This window comes from Frigoribacterium sp. CFBP 8759 (genome assembly GCF_014841655.1).
GTDB lineage: Bacteria > Actinomycetota > Actinomycetes > Actinomycetales > Microbacteriaceae > Frigoribacterium.
Genome location: NZ_JACYUH010000001.1, coordinates 237,520 through 257,775 on the forward strand (window position 1 = coordinate 237,520; position 20,256 = coordinate 257,775).

17 protein-coding genes are annotated in these 20,256 nt (G+C 72.5%); 6 read left to right on the plus strand and 11 right to left on the minus strand.

The features are described 5' to 3' along the window. Positions 1–17: 17 nt before the first annotated feature. Both treY and treZ read left to right on the plus strand, forming a co-directional pair. Entirely contained in the window at positions 18–2,393 is a 2,376-nt protein-coding gene (gene treY / locus IFT79_RS01145) for a malto-oligosyltrehalose synthase (protein ID WP_192123102.1), read from the plus strand. A gap of 142 nt (positions 2,394–2,535) precedes the next feature. Continuing rightward, positions 2,536–4,308 carry a malto-oligosyltrehalose trehalohydrolase gene (treZ, locus tag IFT79_RS01150; RefSeq protein WP_192122700.1) on the plus strand — a complete coding sequence of 591 codons (1,773 nt, stop codon included), beginning with the start codon at positions 2,536–2,538 and terminating at the stop codon, positions 4,306–4,308. Between the two features lie 108 nt (positions 4,309–4,416). Here the strand turns inward: treZ and IFT79_RS01155 are convergent, their stop codons facing one another. The 8 genes from IFT79_RS01155 to IFT79_RS01190 all read right to left on the minus strand — a co-directional run bounded on the left by IFT79_RS01155 (position 4,417) and on the right by IFT79_RS01190 (position 13,908). Further along, positions 4,417–5,223 carry a polyprenol monophosphomannose synthase gene (locus IFT79_RS01155; RefSeq protein ID WP_056048503.1) on the minus strand — a complete coding sequence of 269 codons (807 nt, stop codon included), beginning with the start codon at positions 5,221–5,223 and terminating at the stop codon, positions 4,417–4,419. Between the two features lie 92 nt (positions 5,224–5,315). Beyond that, positions 5,316–5,999, minus strand: a complete 684-nt coding sequence (locus IFT79_RS01160; protein WP_192122701.1) for a class F sortase — start codon at positions 5,997–5,999, stop codon at positions 5,316–5,318. Then, positions 5,996–7,165, minus strand: coding sequence for a glycosyl hydrolase family 8 (locus IFT79_RS01165; protein WP_192122702.1), 1,170 nt, complete (start codon positions 7,163–7,165; stop codon positions 5,996–5,998). The genes IFT79_RS01160 and IFT79_RS01165 overlap by 4 nt, the downstream gene beginning before the upstream one ends. 132 nt (positions 7,166–7,297) lie before the next feature. Continuing rightward, a complete protein-coding gene (locus IFT79_RS01170) occupies positions 7,298–8,164 on the minus strand; it encodes a DUF4397 domain-containing protein (RefSeq protein WP_056048509.1) in 867 nt (288 codons plus the stop codon). A 98-nt stretch (positions 8,165–8,262) separates the two neighbouring features. Further along, the gene (locus IFT79_RS01175; RefSeq protein WP_192122703.1) at positions 8,263–10,269 is read right to left on the minus strand and encodes an ArnT family glycosyltransferase; all 2,007 of its coding nucleotides are present in this window, start codon (positions 10,267–10,269) and stop codon (positions 8,263–8,265) included. After that, positions 10,266–11,756 carry a glycosyltransferase gene (locus tag IFT79_RS01180; protein WP_342211737.1) on the minus strand — a complete coding sequence of 497 codons (1,491 nt, stop codon included), beginning with the start codon at positions 11,754–11,756 and terminating at the stop codon, positions 10,266–10,268. The genes IFT79_RS01175 and IFT79_RS01180 overlap by 4 nt, the downstream gene beginning before the upstream one ends. Before the next feature lie 15 nt (positions 11,757–11,771). Then, positions 11,772–12,383, minus strand: a complete 612-nt coding sequence (locus IFT79_RS01185; protein WP_173152630.1) for a GtrA family protein — start codon at positions 12,381–12,383, stop codon at positions 11,772–11,774. An 85-nt stretch (positions 12,384–12,468) separates the two neighbouring features. Beyond that, positions 12,469–13,908, minus strand: coding sequence for a glycosyltransferase (locus tag IFT79_RS01190; RefSeq protein WP_192122704.1), 1,440 nt, complete (start codon positions 13,906–13,908; stop codon positions 12,469–12,471). Between the two features lie 183 nt (positions 13,909–14,091). Between IFT79_RS01190 and IFT79_RS01195 the strand changes: the two genes are divergently transcribed. Together IFT79_RS01195 and IFT79_RS01200 are read left to right on the plus strand one after the other, a co-directional pair. Continuing rightward, positions 14,092–15,096, plus strand: coding sequence for an aldo/keto reductase family protein (locus IFT79_RS01195; protein WP_056048517.1), 1,005 nt, complete (start codon positions 14,092–14,094; stop codon positions 15,094–15,096). A gap of 156 nt (positions 15,097–15,252) precedes the next feature. After that, entirely contained in the window at positions 15,253–15,804 is a 552-nt protein-coding gene (locus tag IFT79_RS01200; protein WP_054144994.1) for a YceI family protein, read from the plus strand. Between the two features lie 54 nt (positions 15,805–15,858). Here IFT79_RS01200 and yidC read toward each other — a convergent pair whose 3' ends face one another. Next, entirely contained in the window at positions 15,859–16,602 is a 744-nt protein-coding gene (gene yidC / locus IFT79_RS01205) for a membrane protein insertase YidC (protein WP_192122705.1), read from the minus strand. 78 nt (positions 16,603–16,680) lie between these two features. Then, positions 16,681–16,977, minus strand: coding sequence for a DUF6412 domain-containing protein (locus IFT79_RS01210; RefSeq protein ID WP_056048521.1), 297 nt, complete (start codon positions 16,975–16,977; stop codon positions 16,681–16,683). A 111-nt stretch (positions 16,978–17,088) separates the two neighbouring features. Here IFT79_RS01210 and IFT79_RS01215 point away from each other — a divergent pair, with 111 nt between their 5' ends. Together IFT79_RS01215 and IFT79_RS01220 are read left to right on the plus strand one after the other, a co-directional pair. Beyond that, on the plus strand, positions 17,089–17,646 hold the full coding sequence (locus IFT79_RS01215) for a TIGR03086 family metal-binding protein (RefSeq protein WP_056048524.1): 558 nt from the start codon (positions 17,089–17,091) through the stop codon (positions 17,644–17,646). 86 nt (positions 17,647–17,732) lie between these two features. Beyond that, positions 17,733–19,427 carry a long-chain-fatty-acid--CoA ligase gene (locus tag IFT79_RS01220; protein WP_192122706.1) on the plus strand — a complete coding sequence of 565 codons (1,695 nt, stop codon included), beginning with the start codon at positions 17,733–17,735 and terminating at the stop codon, positions 19,425–19,427. Positions 19,428–19,533: 106 nt separating this feature from the next. On the opposite strand, the gene lepB is transcribed toward IFT79_RS01220, so the two are convergent. Further along, complete coding sequence (lepB, locus tag IFT79_RS01225) at positions 19,534–20,175, minus strand: signal peptidase I (RefSeq protein WP_342211738.1); 642 nt, start codon at positions 20,173–20,175, stop codon at positions 19,534–19,536. Positions 20,176–20,256: the final 81 nt, after the last annotated feature.

The following is a 20,256-nucleotide window of genomic DNA, read 5'->3' on the forward strand; positions in this document are numbered from 1 at the left end:
CCCGACACGAACCGACCATGCACCCGCGCTCGACGTACCGCCTGCAGGTGCGCGCCTCCTTCGATCTCGACGCGGCAGCCGAGCTGGTGCCCTACCTGCGCGACCTCGGTGCCGACTGGGTCTACCTGTCCCCGATCCTCGCCGCCGAACCGGGCAGCGACCACGGGTACGACGTCGTCGACCACAGCCAGGTCGACCCCGAGCGGGGCGGCGCCGAGGGGCTCGACGAGCTGTCGACCCGCGCCCACGCCGCAGGACTCGGCGTCCTGGTCGACATCGTGCCGAACCACGTCGGCGTCGCCACCCCGAAGGCGAGCGTCTGGTGGTGGGACCTCCTGACCCACGGCCGCGCATCCCGCTACGCCGACGCGTTCGACGTCGACTGGGCCGCCGGCGGCGACAAAGTGCTGCTGCCGGTGCTCGGTGAGCCCGCCGCGGCGGACGGCTCGATCGAGGGCCTCACGGTCGACGGTGACGAGCTGCAGTACTACGACAACGTGTACCCGATCGCCCCGGGAACGAGCTCGCCCGGCGACGACGCCGCCACCGTGCACTCGCGGCAGCACTACGAGCTCGTGCACTGGAAGCGCGCCGACACCGACCTGAACTACCGCCGCTTCTTCGCGGTCAACACCCTCGCGGGCATCCGCGTCGAGGACGAGGGAGTCTTCGCCGAGTCCCACGCCGAGATCGGCCGCTGGTTCTCGGAAGGCCTGGTCGACGGCCTCCGCGTCGACCACCCGGACGGACTGGCCGACCCGAAGGGCTACCTCGACCTGCTCGCGGCCCTGACGGGTGACGCCCACGTGCTCGTCGAGAAGATCCTCGAGGGGGACGAGCGCCTCCCCGAGGACTGGGCGACGGCCGGCACGACGGGCTACGACGCCCTCGCCGACCTCGACCGCCTCTTCGTCGACCCGAACGGCGCACCCGCCCTCGACGCCCTCGACGCGCGCCTGCGCCGGGCCCGCGGCGTGGACGCCGACGAGCACGCCGCCGGGGCGGACGAGACCACCGGCGACGAGCCCGTCGACTGGCACGAGATGATCCTCGGCACGAAGCGCGGCATCGCCGACGGCATCCTCGGCAGCGAGATCAACCGCCTCGCCCGGCTGATCGCCGAGGGCGACACCGTCGACCCGTCCGTGGTCGACGCGCTGGCCGAGCTCGCCGCCGCCTTCCCGGTGTACCGCAGCTACCTGCCGCAGGGTGCCGAGTGGCTGACCGAGGCCGCCGAGGTCGCCACGACCCACCGCCCCGACCTGGCCGACGCCGTCGGACGCGTCGTCGCCGTGCTGCGCGACGAGTCGCACCCCGCCTCCGTGCGCTTCCAGCAGACGAGCGGCATGGTCATGGCCAAGGGCGTGGAGGACACCGCCTTCTACCGCTACAGCCGCCTGGCCACGCTGACCGAGGTGGGCGCCGATCCGAGCGAGTTCTCCGTCACGCCGGACGAGTTCCACGCGCGTCAGCAGGTCCGCCTCGCCGAGCGTCCCTTCGGCATGACGACCCTCTCCACGCACGACACCAAGCGCAGCGCCGACGTCCGCGCCCGCGTCTCGGTGCTGGCCGAGGTCGCCACCGAGTGGGCGGCGACCCTCGAACGCCTGCGCGAGCTGGCCCCGGTCGGCGACGGCCCGTTCGAGAACATCCTCTGGCAGACGATCGTCGGCTCGTGGCCCGCGTCGCGCGAGCGCCTGCACGCCTACGCCGAGAAGGCGTCCCGCGAGGCGAGCACGTCGACCACGTGGACCGACCGCACCGACGAGGCCGAGGCCTTCGAAGGACGGATGCACGCCGCCGTCGACTCCGCGTTCGACGACGACGAGGTGCGTCACGAGGTCGAGCGCATCGTCGACGTGCTGCGTGCACCCGGTTACAGCAACTCCCTCGGCGTCGCGCTGATGCAGCTGACCGGCCCCGGCAGCCCCGACGTCTACCAGGGCGGCGAGCTGTGGGACTTCTCGCTCGTCGACCCCGACAACCGACGCGAGGTCGACTTCGCCCTCCGCCGGCGCCTCCTGGACGAGGTCCGCGGCGGCGCGACGCCGGCGATCGACGACACCGGTGCCGCCAAGCTCGTGGTGACGCACCACGCCCTGACGCTGCGCCGCGACCGACCCGACCTGTTCACGCGCTACGCCGCGTTGCCGGTCTTCGGCGAGCAGGCCGCGTCGGCCGTCGCCGTGGACCGCGGCGGGGCGCTCGCGATCGCGACCCGCCTCCCCGTGGCCCTCGAGCAGGCCGGCGGCTGGGACGACACCGTGGTCCTGACCGCAGGAGGCGCGTACCGCGACGTGCTCACCGGCCGTCGGCACGAGGGCGGTCGCCTCCGACTGGCCGACGTGCTCGACACGTACCCCGTCGCCCTGCTGATCCCCGCAGAGGACTGACCCCGTCGGGTCGCGCCCCGTCGCGCCCGACTACCGTCGCCCCCGGGCGAGACGTCACGACATGCCGCTCACCTCTCGACGTGAGCGGCATGTCGTGCCTTCTCGACCCCCTCCCCCGCCCCTTCCGAACCCGAGGAGACCGATGAGCGTCTACGACGTCTGGGCCCCGAAAGCGACCACCGTCCACCTGCACCTCGACGGCGAGCTGCTGCCGCTGTCCGCCGAGCCCGACACGGGCTGGTGGCGCGCCCCCGCCGACCTCGACCGGGGCCCGGGGCACCGCTACGGCTTCGTGCTCGACGGCGGCGACTCCCCCGAGGGCGAGACGCCGCTGCCCGACCCCCGCTCGCGTCGCCAGCCCGACGGCGTGCACGGCCTGAGCGAGACCTACGACCCGGGCGCCTTCGCGTGGACCGACGACGCGTGGACCGGCCGCCAGCTGGCGGGATCGGTCGTCTACGAGCTGCACGTCGGCACCTTCACGCCCGGGGGCACGCTCGACTCGGCGATCGAGAAGCTGCCCCACCTGGTCGACCTCGGCGTCGACCTGGTCGAACTGCTGCCAGTGAACGGCGTCAACGGCCGCTGGAACTGGGGCTACGACGGCGTGGACTGGTTCACGGTGACCGACAACTACGGCGGTCCCGAGGCGTACCAGCGCTTCGTGGACGCCGCGCACGCGGCAGGTCTCGGCGTCGTGCAGGACGTCGTGTACAACCACCTCGGCCCGTCGGGCAACTACCTGCCGCTGTTCGGGCCGTACCTGTCGAGCAAGCACGCGAACACCTGGGGCGACAACGTCAACCTCGACGACGACGGCGCCCACGAGGTGCGCGAGTTCATCCTCGACAACACGGCGATGTGGCTCGACGACTACCACGTCGACGGCCTGCGCCTCGACGCCGTGCACGCCCTCAAGGACGACAGCGAGGTCCACCTGCTGCAAGAGCTCGCCGAGCGGACCGCCGCCCTCAGCAGCCACCTGCGCCGGCCGCTCTCGCTGATCGCCGAGAGCGACCTGAACGACCCGCGCCTCGTCACCCCGCGCGACGGCGGCGGCTTCGGCCCCGACCACCGCCAGGGCTACGGCCTCGACGCGCAGTGGAGCGACGACTTCCACCACGCCGTGCACGTCGCGCTCACCGGCGAGACGACCGGCTACTACGCCGACTTCGAGCCGCTCGGCGCCCTGGCCAAGGTGCTGACCAAGGGCTTCTTCCACGACGGCACCTGGTCGTCGTTCCGCGAGGCGACGCACGGGTACCCGGTCGACACCGAGCACATGCCGACCTGGCGCCTGGTCGTGGCCAACCAGAACCACGACCAGATCGGCAACCGGGCGATCGGCGACCGCCTGGCCGCGACGCTCGACGACGGGCAGCTGATCATCGCCGCGGCGCTGACCCTGGCCGGTCCGTACACGCCGATGCTCTTCATGGGCGAGGAGTGGGGCGCCTCGACCCCGTGGCAGTTCTTCACCTCGCACCCCGAGCACGACCTCGGCGAGGCGACGGCGAAGGGCCGCATCGAGGAGTTCGCGAAGATGGGCTGGGACGAGTCGTCCGTGCCCGACCCGCAGGCGCCCTCGACGTTCGAGGACAGCAAGCTCGACTGGTCCGAGCTCGAGACCGGCCGCCACGCGGTGCTGCTCGACGCGTACCGCCGTCTGGGGGCGCTGCGCCGCAGCGAGCCCGCCCTGACCGACCCCCGCTTCGGCGAGACGGGCGTCGAGTACGACGGCGACGCCCGCTGGCTCGTGCTGACGCGCGGTGACCTGAAGATGGCGATCAACCTCGCCGACCAGGAGGCGCGGGTCGCGGTGAGCGCCGAGACCGTCCTGTTCGCCAGCGACGCGTCGATCGCCAAGGGGTCGAGCCTTCTGCTCCCGGCGCACTCGGTCGCGATCGTCCGCTGACGCGGGCACGGCCGACGCGCACTCGGCCGACGCGGGCCCGACCGGGGCCAGGACAGATGACGCGCGCCCGGGGCTGACCACCCCGGGCGCGCGCGTGCCGCCTCCCTGCTAGCGCGTCGACACGCCGCCACGCACGGGCCCGACCCGGTGCGAGGTCGCGCGGACGCTCGGCAGGCGACGGTGTCGCACGACCAACTCGACGACGGCGCGGGACCGTCGACGCAGACCCCACAGGGTCACCTTGGTCAGCGACTCCCGGACGATCGAACCGCTCATCTTCGAGGCGCCGTGGATGCGCTCGGTGAACGTGATCGGAGTCTCGACGACCCGCAGGCCCGCCTGCAGCGCGCGCCAGAGCAGGTCGACCTGGAAGCAGTACCCCCGCGACTCGACCCGGTCGAGGTCGATCCGGCGCAGCGCGGACGAGCGGAACACCCGGAACCCACCGGTCGTGTCGGCCACGCGGATGCCCAGGGCTCCCCGCGTGTACCAGCTGCCGCCACGGCTGAGCAGCTCCCGGCGGAGGGGCCAGTTCTCGACGGCGCCGCCGGGCACCCACCGTGAGCCGAGCACGAGGTCGTTCTCGCGGAGCAGCTCGAGCATGCCGGGCAGGTACTCGGGGTGGTGCGAGCCGTCGGCGTCCATCTCGACGAGGGCGTCGTAGCCTCGCTCCAGCCCCCAGGCGAAGCCGGCGAGGTAGGCGGCGCCGAGGCCGGCCTTCTCGGTGCGGTGCATCACGTGCACGCGGGGATCGCGGTCGGCGTAGGCGTCGGCCAGCTCTCCGGTGCCGTCGGGCGAGCCGTCGTCGACGACGAGGACGTCGACCGCGGCGCCGGAGGCGAGGGTGCGCCCCACGATCCAGTCGAGGTTCTCGCGCTCGTTGAAGGTCGGGATGATGACGAGGGCGTCGTTCATGGTGGGGTCCTTTCCCGTCGGGTGGGAGTCGGAGGTGTCGGGTGTCGGAGGTGTCGGGTGTCGGGTGTCGGAGGCGTCGGTCGGGCGTCAGGTCACGAGGCCACGAGGTCCGCGAACACGATGAGGTTGTCGACGTAGTGCCCGGTCGACCGGTCGAAGGTGCCGTCGCAGGTGATCAGCCGGAGGCCGGGGGTCGGACTGGCCCCGTAGACGTCGCTCGTCGGGAACGTCGCCTTCGGGGTGCGCTCGCTGCCCGTGACGCGGAAGGTCTCGACCGAGCCGGTCGACAGCGTCACCTGCACCTCGTCGCCGGGCACGAGCTTCGCGAGGTCGACGAACACCGCGGGGGCGTCACCCGAGTCGACGTGTCCGGCGATCACGGCCGGTCCGACCGCGCCGGGGACGACGCCGTCCTGGTACCACCCAGCCGACAGCCACTCCTTCGGAGGGTCGAGCTCGCCCTGGGCGCCGAGGCCGAGGTCTTCGAGGCCGGAGTCGACCCCTATCGAGGGGATCTGCAGGCGGACCGGCGTCGCGTCGGCCGGGGGCGAGGTGTACGACGGGGCCGCCGGGTCCTGGAAGGCACCGGCCGCTCCGCTCGCCGCATCCGGCGTCACACCGGTGGTGGCGGGGGCCGTGGCGACGGAGCCGGGTGCGTCCGCGTCGGTCCGGGCGGCGACGGCGGCCACCGTCACGCCACCGGCCACGAGGACGACGGCGGCGACCGCGGCGAGGACCGCCGCGCGGTGACCGGCGACGAACGTCGAGAGGCTCATCCGTTCACCACCAGGGGGGTGCAGGCGCCGAGGCTCGAACCCTCGAGTTGCAGGGCGGCGAGCGCCGCCCAGGCGCTGCCGTAGTAGGTCGGCGTCGACTGTGACAGCGAGTCGGCGGTCCGCAGGTCGGCCGTCGCCCGGTCGTGCTGGCCGTCGCTGGCCTCGGCGGCGGCACGGGCGGCGTAGGCGAGGGGGCTCTGGTCCGAACCGACCGACTGCCCGCCGAGGTCGAGCTGCATGGGCAGCTCGTCGTAGCGCTGCAGCACGGAGGCCATCGACGCCGAGAGCTCCACGTCCTCGGGCTGGCACGACTCGGCGTAGCGCAGGGCGAGCCGACCGGCGTCGTAGCTGTACTGCACGGTGCCCGACGACCCGTCGGCGCTCGGCAGCGGGACCGTCGTGCCGTCCTGCTGCACCTGGGCCCAGTCGCTCGGGAGGGCCGTCGAGGCGAGGATGTTCGTTGTCACGGCTCGCGAGCCGGTCTCGAGCTCGGCCCATCGGGGGTCGCCGCTGGCCTCGCCGAGCTGCGCGAAGGTCGCGGGCGACGCGTACGAGGGGTTGTACGACCACGGGCCGGAGCCCATCGCCCACGGTCCGGGCAAGAGGATGCGGCCGACGTCGGTCGAGACCGTCATCTCGTCGAGCACGTCGGTGCCGAGGTCGACGCCCTCGGTCGTGAGGTCGGAGCGGTCGAAGGTCGAGCCGGCGAGCACGAGGGCCCGAGCCGCGTCGACGTCGGCGTCGCTGGCCGGCATGTCGTCGACGACCTCGCCGTCCTTCCACTGCCAGGCCAGCAGGCCGTCCGGGCGCACCAGGTTGCTCTTCGTCCAGTCCCAGATCGCATCGAAACGGTCCTCGTCGCCCACTCCGACGGCGATGAGCATCCCGTAGGCCTGCCCTTCGCTGACGGTGTCGTCGCCCTGGTCGCGACGCACGACGCGGCCGTCGTCGTCGACGTACCCGTCGAGGAAGTCCTTGCCGATCTCGGCGGCCGTCCGTGGCTGAGGAGTGGCCGTACCCGTCCCGGGGGTGCCGGTCGCGTTCGCGCCCGCCTGGTCCGTCGACGGGCCGCCGGCCCCTCCGACGACGAGGGAGGCGATGCCGGCGGTGATGGCGAGGGCCACCACGACGGCCGCTGCGAGCAGCGCCTTCGTCTTCTTCGTCATGTCGTTCTCTTCTCCTGCTCGGTGCTGCGGTCGGTCGACCCGGTCGACGCTCTGGACGCGATCGGGGCCGGGGAGGCGCGGTGCGACGGGTCGCTCACCGCGCCTCCTCGTCCTGTCGGATGGTGCCGGGCGTCAGGCCCCGAACCAGCCGAGCACGGTGGCCCAGAGGCCCTTGGTCTCGCTCTTCTGCGGGTGCTCGGCGAGGTAGCCGCCACCGGTCTGGACACCACCGACGGGCGCCTGCGCCGTGGCCGCGCTGTCGACGACCGGGACGACGGTCAGACCGCCGGTCGAGTTGTCGAGCACGAACAGCGTGTTGATGCTGCCCGCCGCGAGGTCGACGTCGCTCGTGCCGGTCACCTTCTTGCCGGTCAGGTCGAGGGTCCAGGGGCCGGCCGCGACCTGCGCGTAGCCGCTGGCGCTGCCGAAGGGCGCGTCCTCGGCGATGGTGGTGCCCGTGCTCGTCGCGACCGTCACGGTCTTGCTGACGTTCGCGGCCTGCACGAGGCGGACCTTGGCCTGGCCGTCGGCCGGGGCCGTCAGGTCGTCCGTGAAGACCTGGGTCTTCAGGTCGTCGTTCGGGCCGTAGGCGACGGCGGTGATCGGCTGGCCGCTGTCGACCGTGATGTTCGACGTGATGACCGGCTTGGCACTGGTGGGTGCGTCCGCGGCCGTCATCGAGACCACGTAGGTGCCCGCGGCCAGCGCCTGGTAGGGGCTGACCTGGCCGTAGGTGACGTCGTCGAGGTCCATGACGACCTGCCCGCCCTTGAGCGAGGTCAGCGTGACGTCGACGGCCTTCGTGTCGGGCGAGAGGTGGCCGACGCGGACCCAGCCGTCCCCGTCGGCGGCGTGCGCGGGCGACGTGCCCACGAGGGCGCCGGCGAGGGCGACCCCGGTGGCGGCGGTGAGGGCGAGCACCGTCGCGAGACGGCGGCGTCGGGACGGGACGCCGGTGACGGCGGCGGGTGCGGTGGTGGTGCGTGAGAGGGAAGCCACGATGGCTGGTCCTTTCCGGTCGGGTGTCCCACCCGGGACGGGTGGGACGCGGTGAGGAGGTGCCGGCGCCCGTGGGAGGACGGACGCCGGCGTGGCGATCAGTTCGCGAGGACGCCCGTCGGTGCGACGGCCGAGAAGGTGACGCGCAGTCCGTCGCCCGAGGGGACGACCGACTCGGGGACGTAGACGCTGCCCAGGCCCTCGAGCGTGGTCCGCACCTCGTCGACCGACTGACCGCCCTGCGGGGTGACGTCGAACTGCCGGAACAGGGCGTCCTGTTCGCCCGGCAGGGCCGCGGGGTCGGCGACCGAGATCGGCCCGAGGGCGGCGAGCTGACCGAGCACGATGATCGCGCGCGGGTCGAGGCGGCCGTCCGAGAGCGCCGTCGACAGGGTCGACGAGATCTGCAGGTTCGGGTTCTGGGCGAGTTCGGCACCGGCCTGCGAACGGGCCGACGCGGCGTCGTCCGCCTCGGTCTGCGCCTGCGCGGCCCCCTGGCTGTCGATCTGCCGGACGTTGACCTGCTGGTCGCCGTCGCCGAACGAGGCGATCACGGTCGAGTTCGCGAGGGCCTCGCGGATCTCGGGCGAGGTCGGCCCCGAGGTGCGGACCGACTCGGTCTCGAAGAGGTAGTCCGAGTCGCGCCAGCCGTTCGGCGACTGCGCCTGGACGGCACCGTCGGTGTCGATCTTGTAGAACCAGATCACGTTGTCGCGGGCGAAGCCGGCCTTGACGAGGTCGACCCAGACCGCGTCGTCGACCAGCAGGCGGCTGTCCTTCGGCACGTTCGTCTCGACCCAGCTCTCGGCGTTGCGCATGGGCGCGTCGAGGTCGCTGTCCAGGAAGCCGCGCAACTGCACGGCCCAGAGCGGGACGATCGCCACGACGGCCGCGAGGGTCAGGGCGAGCCAGGCCACCGAACCGGTGCGGGACGCCGCGGTCGAGAGCGCGCCGGCCCGACGGGCACGGAACGCCCGGACCGCGTGGTCGGTGACGGCCGCGACGAGGAGCGCCGCGAACGGCAGCAGCATGATCACGTAGGGCACCGGCAGGTAGCCGCCGGGACGGAACATGAAGGCGATCAGGAACACCATCATCACGCCGAGCGGGCGCAGCCTCTTGACGAAGACCGCGACGACCGAGGCCAGCGTGCCGAGCACGATGAGCACCTGGTCGAGCTGCCACCACTGCGACACGGTCGCGAAGAAGAGGCTGCCGGTGTCGAACACCGAGCCGCTCGCCTCACGGGTCGCGAGCTGGAACTGGATGCCCTCGAGCAGGCTCACCCTGCCGGCACCGGGCAGCAGCTCGCCCTTCACCGCGGCGAGCGCGACGTAGCCGAGGCCGACGAGCACGAGCAGGCTGCCCGCGATCGACAACGTGTACCGACGGGTCGACTTGTCGGCCCCGCGCCACATGATCCAGGCCAGGAAGGGCAGCGCCAGCAGGTACGTCTCCTTCGAGAGCACCGCGATGCCGAACGAGAGGGACGCCGCCGCGAAGCCGGCGAGCTGGTAGCGCTTGCTCAGGGCGAAGACGAACGCGGCCAGCAGCCACGGGGTGGCGACGTTGTCGAGGTAGACCGTGCGGTGGAACTGCAGGGCCAGCGGCGACACGGCGAACACGAGACCGGCCACGGCGGCCGCGGGACGGCTGAGGCCGAGCTTGCGGCCGAGCAGCCAGACGAGGGCCACCGAGACGACCGTGAAGAACAGCATCGCCTCGCGAGCGGCGAGCACGGCGACGTCGTACCGCGAGAAGGCGCCGGTCAGGGCCGTGTAGGCCGAGATCTGCAGCCAACCGACCGGCGGGTGGTCGTACCAGTAGGTGTAGTGGGTGATCTCGCCGAGGTTCTGGATGGCCCAGGCCTGGGCGGCGTAGGTGCCCTCGTCGTCGATGCGTTGCGGCGAGCCGTCCATGTTGAAGGCCATGACGACCGCGGCGATCGCGAGGACGGGCAGCAGCCAGGCGAGGCTCGCGCCGTGTCGACGCAACCACGACGCGGGCCGGGCGCCCCGCGGGTCCTTCGTGGGGACCACGCGTGTTCCCGGTCCGTTCGACACCGTGGTGTCGGCCGCGCGGGGGCGGTTCAGCGTGCTGGTCATCGGTCACCTCCGGTCATGGCCAGGGCGGGCTCCGTCGAGGAGGCGCGGGGCGCCTCCTGCGGTTCGGTCGCGACCTCGTCGCGGTGCGCGCCGGTGTGCTCGGTCTTCTCCCAGGCGTTGAGGCCGCGCAGCTGGCGGAAGACCGCCCGGACCGCGGCGAGCGCGAGGAAGATCTGGTACGGCAGCAGTCCCCAGACGAGGCGGAAGTAGTCCCGGGCCCGGACCTTCTGGTCGTAGACCCGCCCGAACTCGCGCAGGCCGGTGAACTCGACGGCCAACAGCACGAGCGTCGGCGCCAGGGGCACGAACGACACGAGTGCGATGGCGGTCGGCACCTTCGTGGTCAGGATCAGGACGATCGAGACGGGGATGAGCAGACCGGTGGCGGCCTGGATGAACGGCATGGTCAGCAGGTAGCGGGCCATGAGGCGCTGGCGCAGGCGGGGCAGCTTCTTCCACTCGCCCTTGCCGTAGACCTGCATGAAGCCCTGGTTCCAGCGGGTGCGCTGCTTGAGCAGCGAGACGAAGGTGCCGGGGGTCTCCTCGCGGGTGACGACCTCGGGGCTGTAGGCCACGACGACCTTGGCCCCGGCGCTCGAGAGGCGGACGCCGAGCTCGCAGTCCTCGGCGAGGCACTCGGCGTCCCAGCCCTCGGACCAGTCGAGCCAGTCCTTGCGCACGAAGACGGTGTTGCCGCCGAGCGGGATGAACTTCTCCTTGGCGTGGAAGTGCAGGCGCGACCGGAACCAGAAGTAGTACTCGAGCACGTTCCGCAGGCTCCACCAGCTGCTCTGGAAGTTCATCAGCTGGACGCCGCCCTGCACCACGTCGGCGTCGGTCTCGGTGAACCGGGAGTCGACGAGCGTCAGGAGGCGGGGGTGCACCTCGTCCTCGGCGTCGAACACGCCGACGATCTCGCCACGCGACGACTGGAGGGCCAGGTTCAGCGCCTTGGGCTTGTTCTTCGGCACGCTCGAGTCGACCACCACGCGGATCAGCTCGGGGTGACGGGCGGCCGCCTCACGGGCGACCCGCTCGGTACCGGGGTCGTCGTGGCCGACGATCGCGATGATCTCGAAGTCGGGGTGGTCCTGCTGGGCGAGGCGGTCGAGGGTCTGGCCCATGACCTCCTCCTCGTGCCGGCCGGGCACGAGCAGGGTGAACGAGTGGGCGGCGTCGAGGGGGTTCTCGCTGAACTGGCTGTCGTCGAGGTTGTCCTTCGACCGCCAGGCGTGCAGCATCCACCAGAGGGTCGACACGGCGACCGCGGTCAGCAGGATCGTCACGACGATCAGCGACGAGTAGCCGATCCACTCGAGGGGCGACCAGTCGGGCAGCTGGAAGCCGATCATCGAGTCGGCGGCACCGGTCGAGCCACGGTTCGGGACGAACTGCGACGGGTCGGCGGGGGCTTGCGGGGTGAGCAACGGGGCGGGTTCGCCCGCTGCGAGATGTGATGTCGGGATCTGGGTCGGGTCAGTCGACACAGGATCACTCTCCAGTCAGGGGGTCGGGTGCAGGTGGGCCTGCGAGGTGGTCTGCGGGATGGGGTCGTCGGTCGGCCGGGGGCCGATGACGGTGGCGAGCGCGGCCGACGGATCGGGGGTGTCGGCCGTGGTGGTGACCGCGGGCGAGCCGCGGAAGACGAGGTGGCGGTAGGCCAGGTAGCGGAAGGCGGTCCCGAGGACGAGACCGACCCCGTTGGCCGCGACGTTGTCGGCGAGCTGGCTCGTGAAGCCCAGCAGGTAGTGCGAGACGAAGAGGCAGGCCGAGGCGATCAACAGGCCGCCAACGTTGACGAGGCCGAAGGTGACGGCCTCGCGGACGACGGCCTGGTTGCGTCCTTCCCGGAAGGTCAGGTACCGGTTGCCGAGCCAGGCGACGGCCGTCGCGACGATCACCGAGACGACCTTGGCCCCGATGGGCTTGTCGTCGAGCAGGGTGGCGCGCAGCAGGTTGTACACGCCGACGTCGACGACGAAGGCGATCCCGCCCACGGCGCCGAACGTCGCGAGCTCCTTCACCCGTGCGACGAGGCGCAGGGGTGGCGTCGGGTTCGTCGTGGCGGCACGGTCGGGACGTGCCCCCTGGACGGGGGACTCTGGTTCGGGCATGACACCGGTTCGGGGGACGTCGCCGGATCGGTTTGGTCGGGGTACGCAGATCTGGGCCAACTGCCAGACAGGCGACATCTGCCGGTCATCCGACGGCGGATTCGTCGAGCCCGACGGGTCGCCCGGCGAGGACCGGGGCGCTCGTCGAGGGGCCGACGACCCGCGGGCGGACGATCGCGAGTTCCGCCGCGACCGCCGTGACGACCGCGCAGAGGGTGACCAGCCGGTCCGGCACCGAACCGACGACGACCAGGAGGCGCTCCCGGCTCGTCGCGCGCCGCCCCTGTTCCGCAGCCGCCTCCGTCGTGGCCCCGACGTCGAGGAGCTGCGAGAGCATCCAGGGCAGCACCGGGAGCGCCGCGAGCGCGACGACGAGGACGGGTGCACCGACCAGGACCGTCGAGGCGACCGTCACGGCCATCACGATCGTCACGGCGGCGTCGACCAGCGGCTCGGTGAGGACGCCGAGGGCACGGCGCCGCGCGCCCGGCCGGAGCCGACGCCAGTCGCCCTGCCCCAGAACCTGCAGGCAGCCGCGGACCCACGTCGCCCGGGCACGGGCCAGGTCGCGGAGCCCACCCGGCGACCGCTCGACCGTGGTCGCCTCGGCCGAGGTCGCGATGACGATCCGGGCACCGGCCGCCGTCATGCGCACGCCGAGGGCCAGGCCCGCCTCGACGCGGGAGGCGTCCCAGCCCCCCGCCCAGGCGAGCCACGCGTGACGCACGAAGAGCGTGCTGTCCGACAGCGGCACGAAGCCGGCGCGACCGTGGGAGCGGACCACCGACCGGGACCACCACCAGCGGTCGACGGTCGACCGGGGCGTCCACCAGGGGGTCGCCGCGAGCGCCGGGCGGCTGGCGTGCTGGACCGCGTCGGCGTCCGTGCGGGTCAGGACCGAGTCGACCAGGGCGAAGAGGCGGGGGTGCGGCCGGTCGCCCGCGGAGAAGACGCCGACGATGCCGTCACCGTCGGGGGAGAGTTCGTCCGCGAGGGAGGAGGCGGCCACGGGCGTCCGCCCGGCGAGCGGGCCGGTCCTGACGATCCGGACCCGTTCCGGATGACGCCGGACGGCGGAGGCGGCGACGTCGAGGGTCAGGGCGTCGTCCACGTCGACGACCACGAGGACGCGCACGTCGGGGTGCCGCTGCCGGGCCAGCAGGTCGAGCGTCACGGCCAGGCCGGCCGGCCCGTGCGCGGGCACCAGGGCCGTGAACGCGTGCGCCGGGGGCAGCACCGGGCCGTCGAGGTCGCCGTGGCCGAGCTCCTCCAGCTCGCGGACAAGGTAGAGCCTGCGCACGATGCGACCGATGGTGACGGTCAGGACCAGCGCGACGAGCACGGCCAGCAGCGCCGTGCCGGCCCACTGCAGGCTCGACCAGTCCGCCCACGGCAGGGCGGCCGAGACGTCCTCCCCCGGGACGGAGGGCGGGCCGCCCCGGTTCGGCACGAACGGTGTCGGCGTCGCGGGCAGCGTCGGCGTCAGGACGGGGCCGGGCGCCGCGAAGGCGGGTGCGGAGGTCACGGTGGTGATCCAGTCGGGTCGGGGCAGCGGGAGCCTCGGACGTCCGGTCCCGCAGGGGACCGCGACGTCCGACGGATCGTGTCCCCCAGCCGGGGGACATGATCTGATGAATCGTCACTGTACGCCTCCTCAGTCGACCGCACGGGCCTTCGCCGCGTCCCCTGCGACGCGTAGCGTGGGGTCATGGAATTCAGACACCTCGGCGACAGCGGACTCAAGATCTCGGAGATCACCTACGGCAACTGGCTGACGCACGCGTCCCAGGTCGAGAACGACGTGGCGACGCAGTGCGTCCGTGCGGCCCTCGACGCCGGCATCTCGACCTTCGACACCGCCGACGCCTACGCGAACACCGCGGCCGAGCAGGTCCTCGGCGACGCCCTCAAGGGTGAGCGTCGCGAGGGACTCGAGATCTTCACGAAGGTCTACTGGCCCACCGGCCCCCGCGGGCACAACGACGTCGGCCTCAGCCGCAAGCACGTGCTCGAGTCGATCGACGGGTCGCTCCGCCGCCTCGGCACGGACTACGTCGACCTCTACCAGGCCCACCGCTACGACCACGAGACCCCGCTCGAAGAGACCATGCAGGCGTTCGCCGACGTGGTCCGCGCCGGCAAGGCGCTCTACATCGGCGTCAGCGAGTGGACCGCCGAGCAGATCCGGGCGGGCCACGAGCTCGCCGTGAAGCACGGCGTGCAGCTGATCTCGAACCAGCCCCAGTACTCGATGCTCTGGCGCGTCATCGAGTCCGACGTCGTGCCAGCGAGCAAGCAGCACGGCCTCGGCCAGATCGTCTGGTCGCCCGTCGCCCAGGGCGTCCTGACCGGCAAGTACAAGCCCGGAGCCGAGCTGCCCGCGGGCAGCCGCGCGACGGACGACAAGGGAGGCGCGGACACGATCAAGCGCTTCCTCACCGACGAGGTGCTCACCGGCGTCGCGAAGCTCGAACCGATCGCCGCCGACCTCGGCCTCTCGATGGCCCAGCTGGCCATCGCGTGGGTGCTGCAGAACGACAACGTCGCCTCCGCGATCATCGGGGCCTCGCGTCCCGAGCAGGTGGCCGACAACGTCAAGGCGGCGGGCGTCACGGTGCCCGCCGACGTCATGGCCCGCATCGACGAGGCGCTCGGCGACCTCGCCGAGAAGGACCCCGGCAAGACCGTCTCCCCCGAGCGCCGCCCGGCCTGACACCCGTCCGGCCCGACCCGGGCCGGTCCGCAGGACATCCCCTCGACATCGTCCGGACACCCCGGGAATGTTGTCCCGCTGGATGCGCTTGCATATACTCGTACCAGCTTCGATGATACGTCATCGACCTCGACCTCACAGATTCAGGAGAACACCATGACCATCACCGCAGAGAAGATCCCCGCCGGCACCTGGAACCTCGACCCCACCCACAGCGAGGTCTCGTTCAGCGTCCGCCACCTGGCCATCAGCAAGGTCAAGGGCTCGTTCGAGTCCTTCGACGCCTCGCTGGTCACGGCCGAGGACCACACCGCCTCGAAGGTCACCGCCTCGATCGACGTGGCCTCGGTCAACACCAACCAGAAGGACCGCGACGGCCACCTGCAGACCGGCGACTTCTTCCTCGCCGAGGAGCACCCCAAGATGACCTTCGTGTCGACCAGCATCGAGGAGAAGGGCGACGACGCGTTCCTCGTGCACGGCGACCTCACCCTCCGCGGCGTCACCAAGCCCGTCACCCTGAAGAGCGAGTTCGGCGGCCTCGTCGTCGACGGCTACGGCCAGACCAAGCTCGGCTTCTCGGCGACCACCAAGATCGACCGCACCGAGTTCGGCGTCACCTGGAACGCGGCCCTCGAGGCCGGCGGCTTCACGCTGGGCAACGACGTCACCGTCACGCTCGAGATCCAGTTCACGCTCGCCGCGTAGGCACCGGCACCACGAAGGGCCCGCTCTCGCTCGGCGAGGGCGGGCCCTTCCGCGTCATCCCGCGAGGACGCGCCGCAGCACGGCGCGCTCCCCCAGCGTCCAGGCCGCGCTCGTCACGAGGTAGAGGGCGGCCGCGAGCGGGGCGAACGCCGCGAACAGCACGCTGACGAAGGGCAGCCAGCGCACCATGCCCGCCATGCCCGGGAGCGCCTCCTGCCCCGGTGCGGCCGTCGTGACGGTGACCGCGCCGGTGAAGCGCAGCGTGGCACGCCGGCTCGTCTCGACCACGACGGCGAGCAGCGCGAGCAGCACCAGGTACGGCCAGATCGCCGGGAGTCCCACCGCAAGAGACGCGAACAGGTTGGCGCCGAGGGCGGCTCCGCCGAGGGTGTGCGTCAACAGGGCGTTGGCGTGCCCGGCGATCTCGGAGTGCGCGAACAGCGAGTAGACCGCCGTGAGCACGGGTGCCTGCGCGAGCGTCGGCAGGCAGCCGGCCAGCGGGGACGCCTTCTCGGACGCGTACAGCGCCATCAGCGCCTTGCTGCGGGCCGCGGGGTCGGTGATCCGGCGGTTCAGGTCGGCGATCGCGGGGGCCAGGCGGCGACGGGCGACCTCGGCGCGCACCTGCGAGACGCCCACGGGCACGAGCACGAGCCGGACGAGCAGGGTGAGCAGCACGACGCCGAGGGCGGCGGCGGACGACCCGGCCACCGGTTCGACGAGCACGCCGAGGGTGGTGACGATCGACTGCAGACCGCCGAGGACGACGGCGATCGGGGGGAAGGTGGACAGGTCCATGCGGACTCCTCGGTCAGAGAGACGGTGGGTGTCTTCTGGCCGCCGAGGGGCGTCGGGTCGACGCGGGCGCGGGTGCGCTCAGGCGGCCGGGACGGCCCGCCCGGGAGCCCGGGACCGCACGTGCCCGCGGGCGTCCGGGTCGCGTCGCCAGACGAGGAGGCGCGTGCCGGCTTCTTCACGGAGCGTCACCTCGGGCACCGCCCCGGCCAGCCCGCAGAGCGTGAGCACGACGCGGGCGACGCCGAGCGCGGCCACCGCGGTGGCGGCGCCGAGCAGGCCGACGAGCACGACCGCGGACAGCGGCGCCCCGCCGGACGAGAGCACGGCCTCGACGAACGCCGCGAGGGGCGCCAGCATCGAGAGGCCGAGGGTCATGCCGACGACCCTAGCCGACGGTCCTACCATCGGGGCAGTGCCCTCGGGAACACCGTGCCGTCCCACGCGGTTGACGCCGAGAGCCACCGCCCCGCCCCGAGAGGACTCCCGATGACCGTCGACTGGATCACCCTGCAGAAGACCGCCCACGACGAGTTCGCCCGTCGCGTCGAGGCCGTGGCCGACTGGGACGCCCCGACGCCGGACACCGAGTGGAAGGTCCGCGACCTCGTGCGTCACGTCACGCGCGAGCAGCAGTGGGTGCCGCTGCTGCTCGAGGGCGGCGACCCCTCCGAGGCGGAGAACTCCATCGAGCCGCTCGGCGACGACCTCGTCGAGGCCTGGCACCGGTGGTCCGGTGCCGCCACCGCCGCCTGGAGCGCGGCCGACCCCCACGCCGAGGTGCGCTTGAGCGCCGACGTCGTGCCCGTCCACGAGTACCTCGCCGAGCAGGTCGCCGACGTGACGATCCACACCTGGGACCTCGCCCGCGCCGTGGGGACCGACGAAGAGCTCGACGACGCGCTCGTCGAGGCCGTCTGGGGCGTGTTCGCGCCGCAGAAGGACGCCCTCGAGGCCTCGGGCCTGTTCGCGTCCCCCGTCCCGGTCGACGACGACGCGCCGCTGCGCATCCGCCTGCTCGCCCTCACCGGGCGCGACGCCCGCTGAGCCGTCCGCCCACCCGGGTGGGCGTCCTCGGCGACGCGACCCGCGCCTCCCGGGGGTTCATCACCCGGCCCTGCCAAGGTGGGGGCATGACCGCCCCGATCGATCGCCCGTGGCTGCACAGCTACGCCCCCGACGTCCCCGCCGACATCGAGCCCGTGACGGGCAGCCTCGTCGACCTCATCGACGACGCCGTGTCGACGTACCGGCAGAAGCCGGCCCTCGAGTTCTTCGGCCGCGAGACGAGCTACCGCGACCTGGGCGACCAGGTCGCCCGCGCGGCCGAGGGCCTCAGGAGGCTCGGCGTGGGTCGCGGCGACCGGGTCGCCCTGATCCTGCCGAACAGCCCGCAGCACGTGGTGGCGTTCTACGCGGTGCTGCGCCTGGGCGCGGTCGTGGTCGAGCACAACCCGCTCTACACCGACCGTGAGCTGCGCCACCTCTTCGAGGACCACGGCGCCACGATCGCCATCGCCTGGGACAAGTTGGTCGACCGACTGCGCTCCCTGCCCGCCGACATCGGCTTCTCGACCGTGGTCTCGGTCGACGTGACGAAGGGCATGCCCCTCGGCACGCGCCTCGCCCTCAAGCTGCCGGTGCCCGCCGCGAAGAAGAGCCGCGCGGCCCTCACCGACGGAGCCGAGGGCGACGTCACCTGGCAGGGGCTGCTCGCGAACCGTCCGCTGCGCAAGAAGCACCCTCGACCCGACGTCGACGACATCGCCCTGCTGCAGTACACCAGCGGCACCACGGGCTCGCCCAAGGGCGCGATCCTCACCCACCGCAACCTCCGCAGCAACGCTGCGCAGGGTCGCGCCTGGGTGCCGGGCCTCGTCGACGGCGACGAGACGGTCTACGGCGTGCTGCCCTTCTTCCACGCCTACGGCCTCACGCTCTGCCTGACGTTCGCGATGAGCATCGGGGCGCGCCTCGTCCTCTTCCCCAAGTTCGACGTCGACCTCGTGCTCAAGGCCGCGAAGAAGCACCCGCCGACCTTCCTGCCGGCCGTGCCGCCGATCTACCAGCGCCTCGCCGACGCGGCCCGCGAGCGCGGCGTCGACCTGTCGTCGGCACGATTCGCGATCTCGGGCGCGATGAACCTGCCGAGCGCCGTCGTCCAGGCCTGGGAGGGCGTCACGGGCGGCATGCTGGTCGAGGGGTTCGGACTGACCGAGACCTCGCCCGTCGCCCTCGGCAACCCGATCGGCCCGACCCGTCGCGTCGGCACCGTGGGCGTGCCGTTCCCGTCGACCGAGGCCCTGGTCGTCGACCGCGACGACCCCGATCCGAGCCGCCCGGTCGTCGCCGGGGCCGCCGGAGAACTGCTGCTGCGGGGCCCCCAGGTGTTCCGCGGCTACTGGAACCGACCCGACGAGACCGCCGAGGCCTTCCTCGAGGGCGGCTGGTTCCGTACCGGCGACATCGTCACGATGAGCGCCGACGGGTACGTCACGATCGTCGACCGCATCAAGGAGCTCATCGTCACGGGTGGCTTCAACGTCGCCCCCTCCGAGGTCGAGGAGGCGGTCCGCAACGCCCCCGGCGTGGCCGAGGTGGCCGTGGTCGGCCTGCCCCGGTCGGGCGGCGGCGAGGACGTGGTGGCGGCCGTCGTGCTCGAGCCGGGTGCCGAGTTCGACGCCGAGGCCATCCGCGACGCCTCACGCGGCCAGCTGGCGGCCTACAAGGTGCCGCGGCGGGTCGTCCGGCTCGACGAGTTGCCCAAGTCGCTGATCGGCAAGGTGCTGCGGCGCGAGGTGCGCGACCGGCTCATCGCCGCGGGCTGACCCTCCGGGCGGGACCTGCCGACGGGGCCCCGTCGGCGGGTCCGGTCGGCGTGTCCGGTCTGCGGGTCCGGTCTGCGGGTCCGGTCGGCGTGTCCGGTCGGCGTGGTCAGAGGCCTTGCCACCGGTCGACCGGCCAGCTGACCACGAACGCCCGCCCGATCACGTCGTCGACGGGCACGAAGCCCGCGTAGGGCCCGGTCTGGTGTGCGCGGGAGTCCGCCGACCGGTCGCGGTTGTCGCCGAGCACCCAGAGCGCCCCCTCGGGCACGGTCACGTCGAAGTCGGTCGCCGAGGCGCGGGGTCCGCCGTCGGCGAGCGTGAGGTACGGCTCGTCGAGGGCCAGGCCGTTGACGAGCACGTGGCCGTCCGCGTCGCAGCAGCTGACGTGGTCGCCCGGCAGGCCGATGACGCGCTTGACGAGATCCTGACCGGCGTCGTCGCCGTAGCCGAGCCACCCGCCCGGGTCCTCGAAGACGACGATGTCGCCGCGGTGCAACGGCAGGAGTCCGGGTGCCAGCTCGTTGACGATGATCCGGTCGCCGATCATCAGCGTCCGTTCCATCGATCCCGACGGGATGGAGAAGCTGCGCACGAGGAAGGTCCGCACGCCCCAGGACAGCAACAGCCCCACCAGGACGATCGCGAGCAACTCGAGCAGCCACCGGCCCGTGGGGTTCCGGCGGACCCCGGAGGCGCGGGTCCCCTCGCCCTCGTCGGTCGCGTCCGCGAGGGGGCTGCTGTCGGTCACCGGCTCATCCTGTCAGCGCGTGCCCGCGCCCGCCCTCCCCGGTCAGGGGGCCGTGGGGCCACGGTCCCGCTGCCCCGGGTC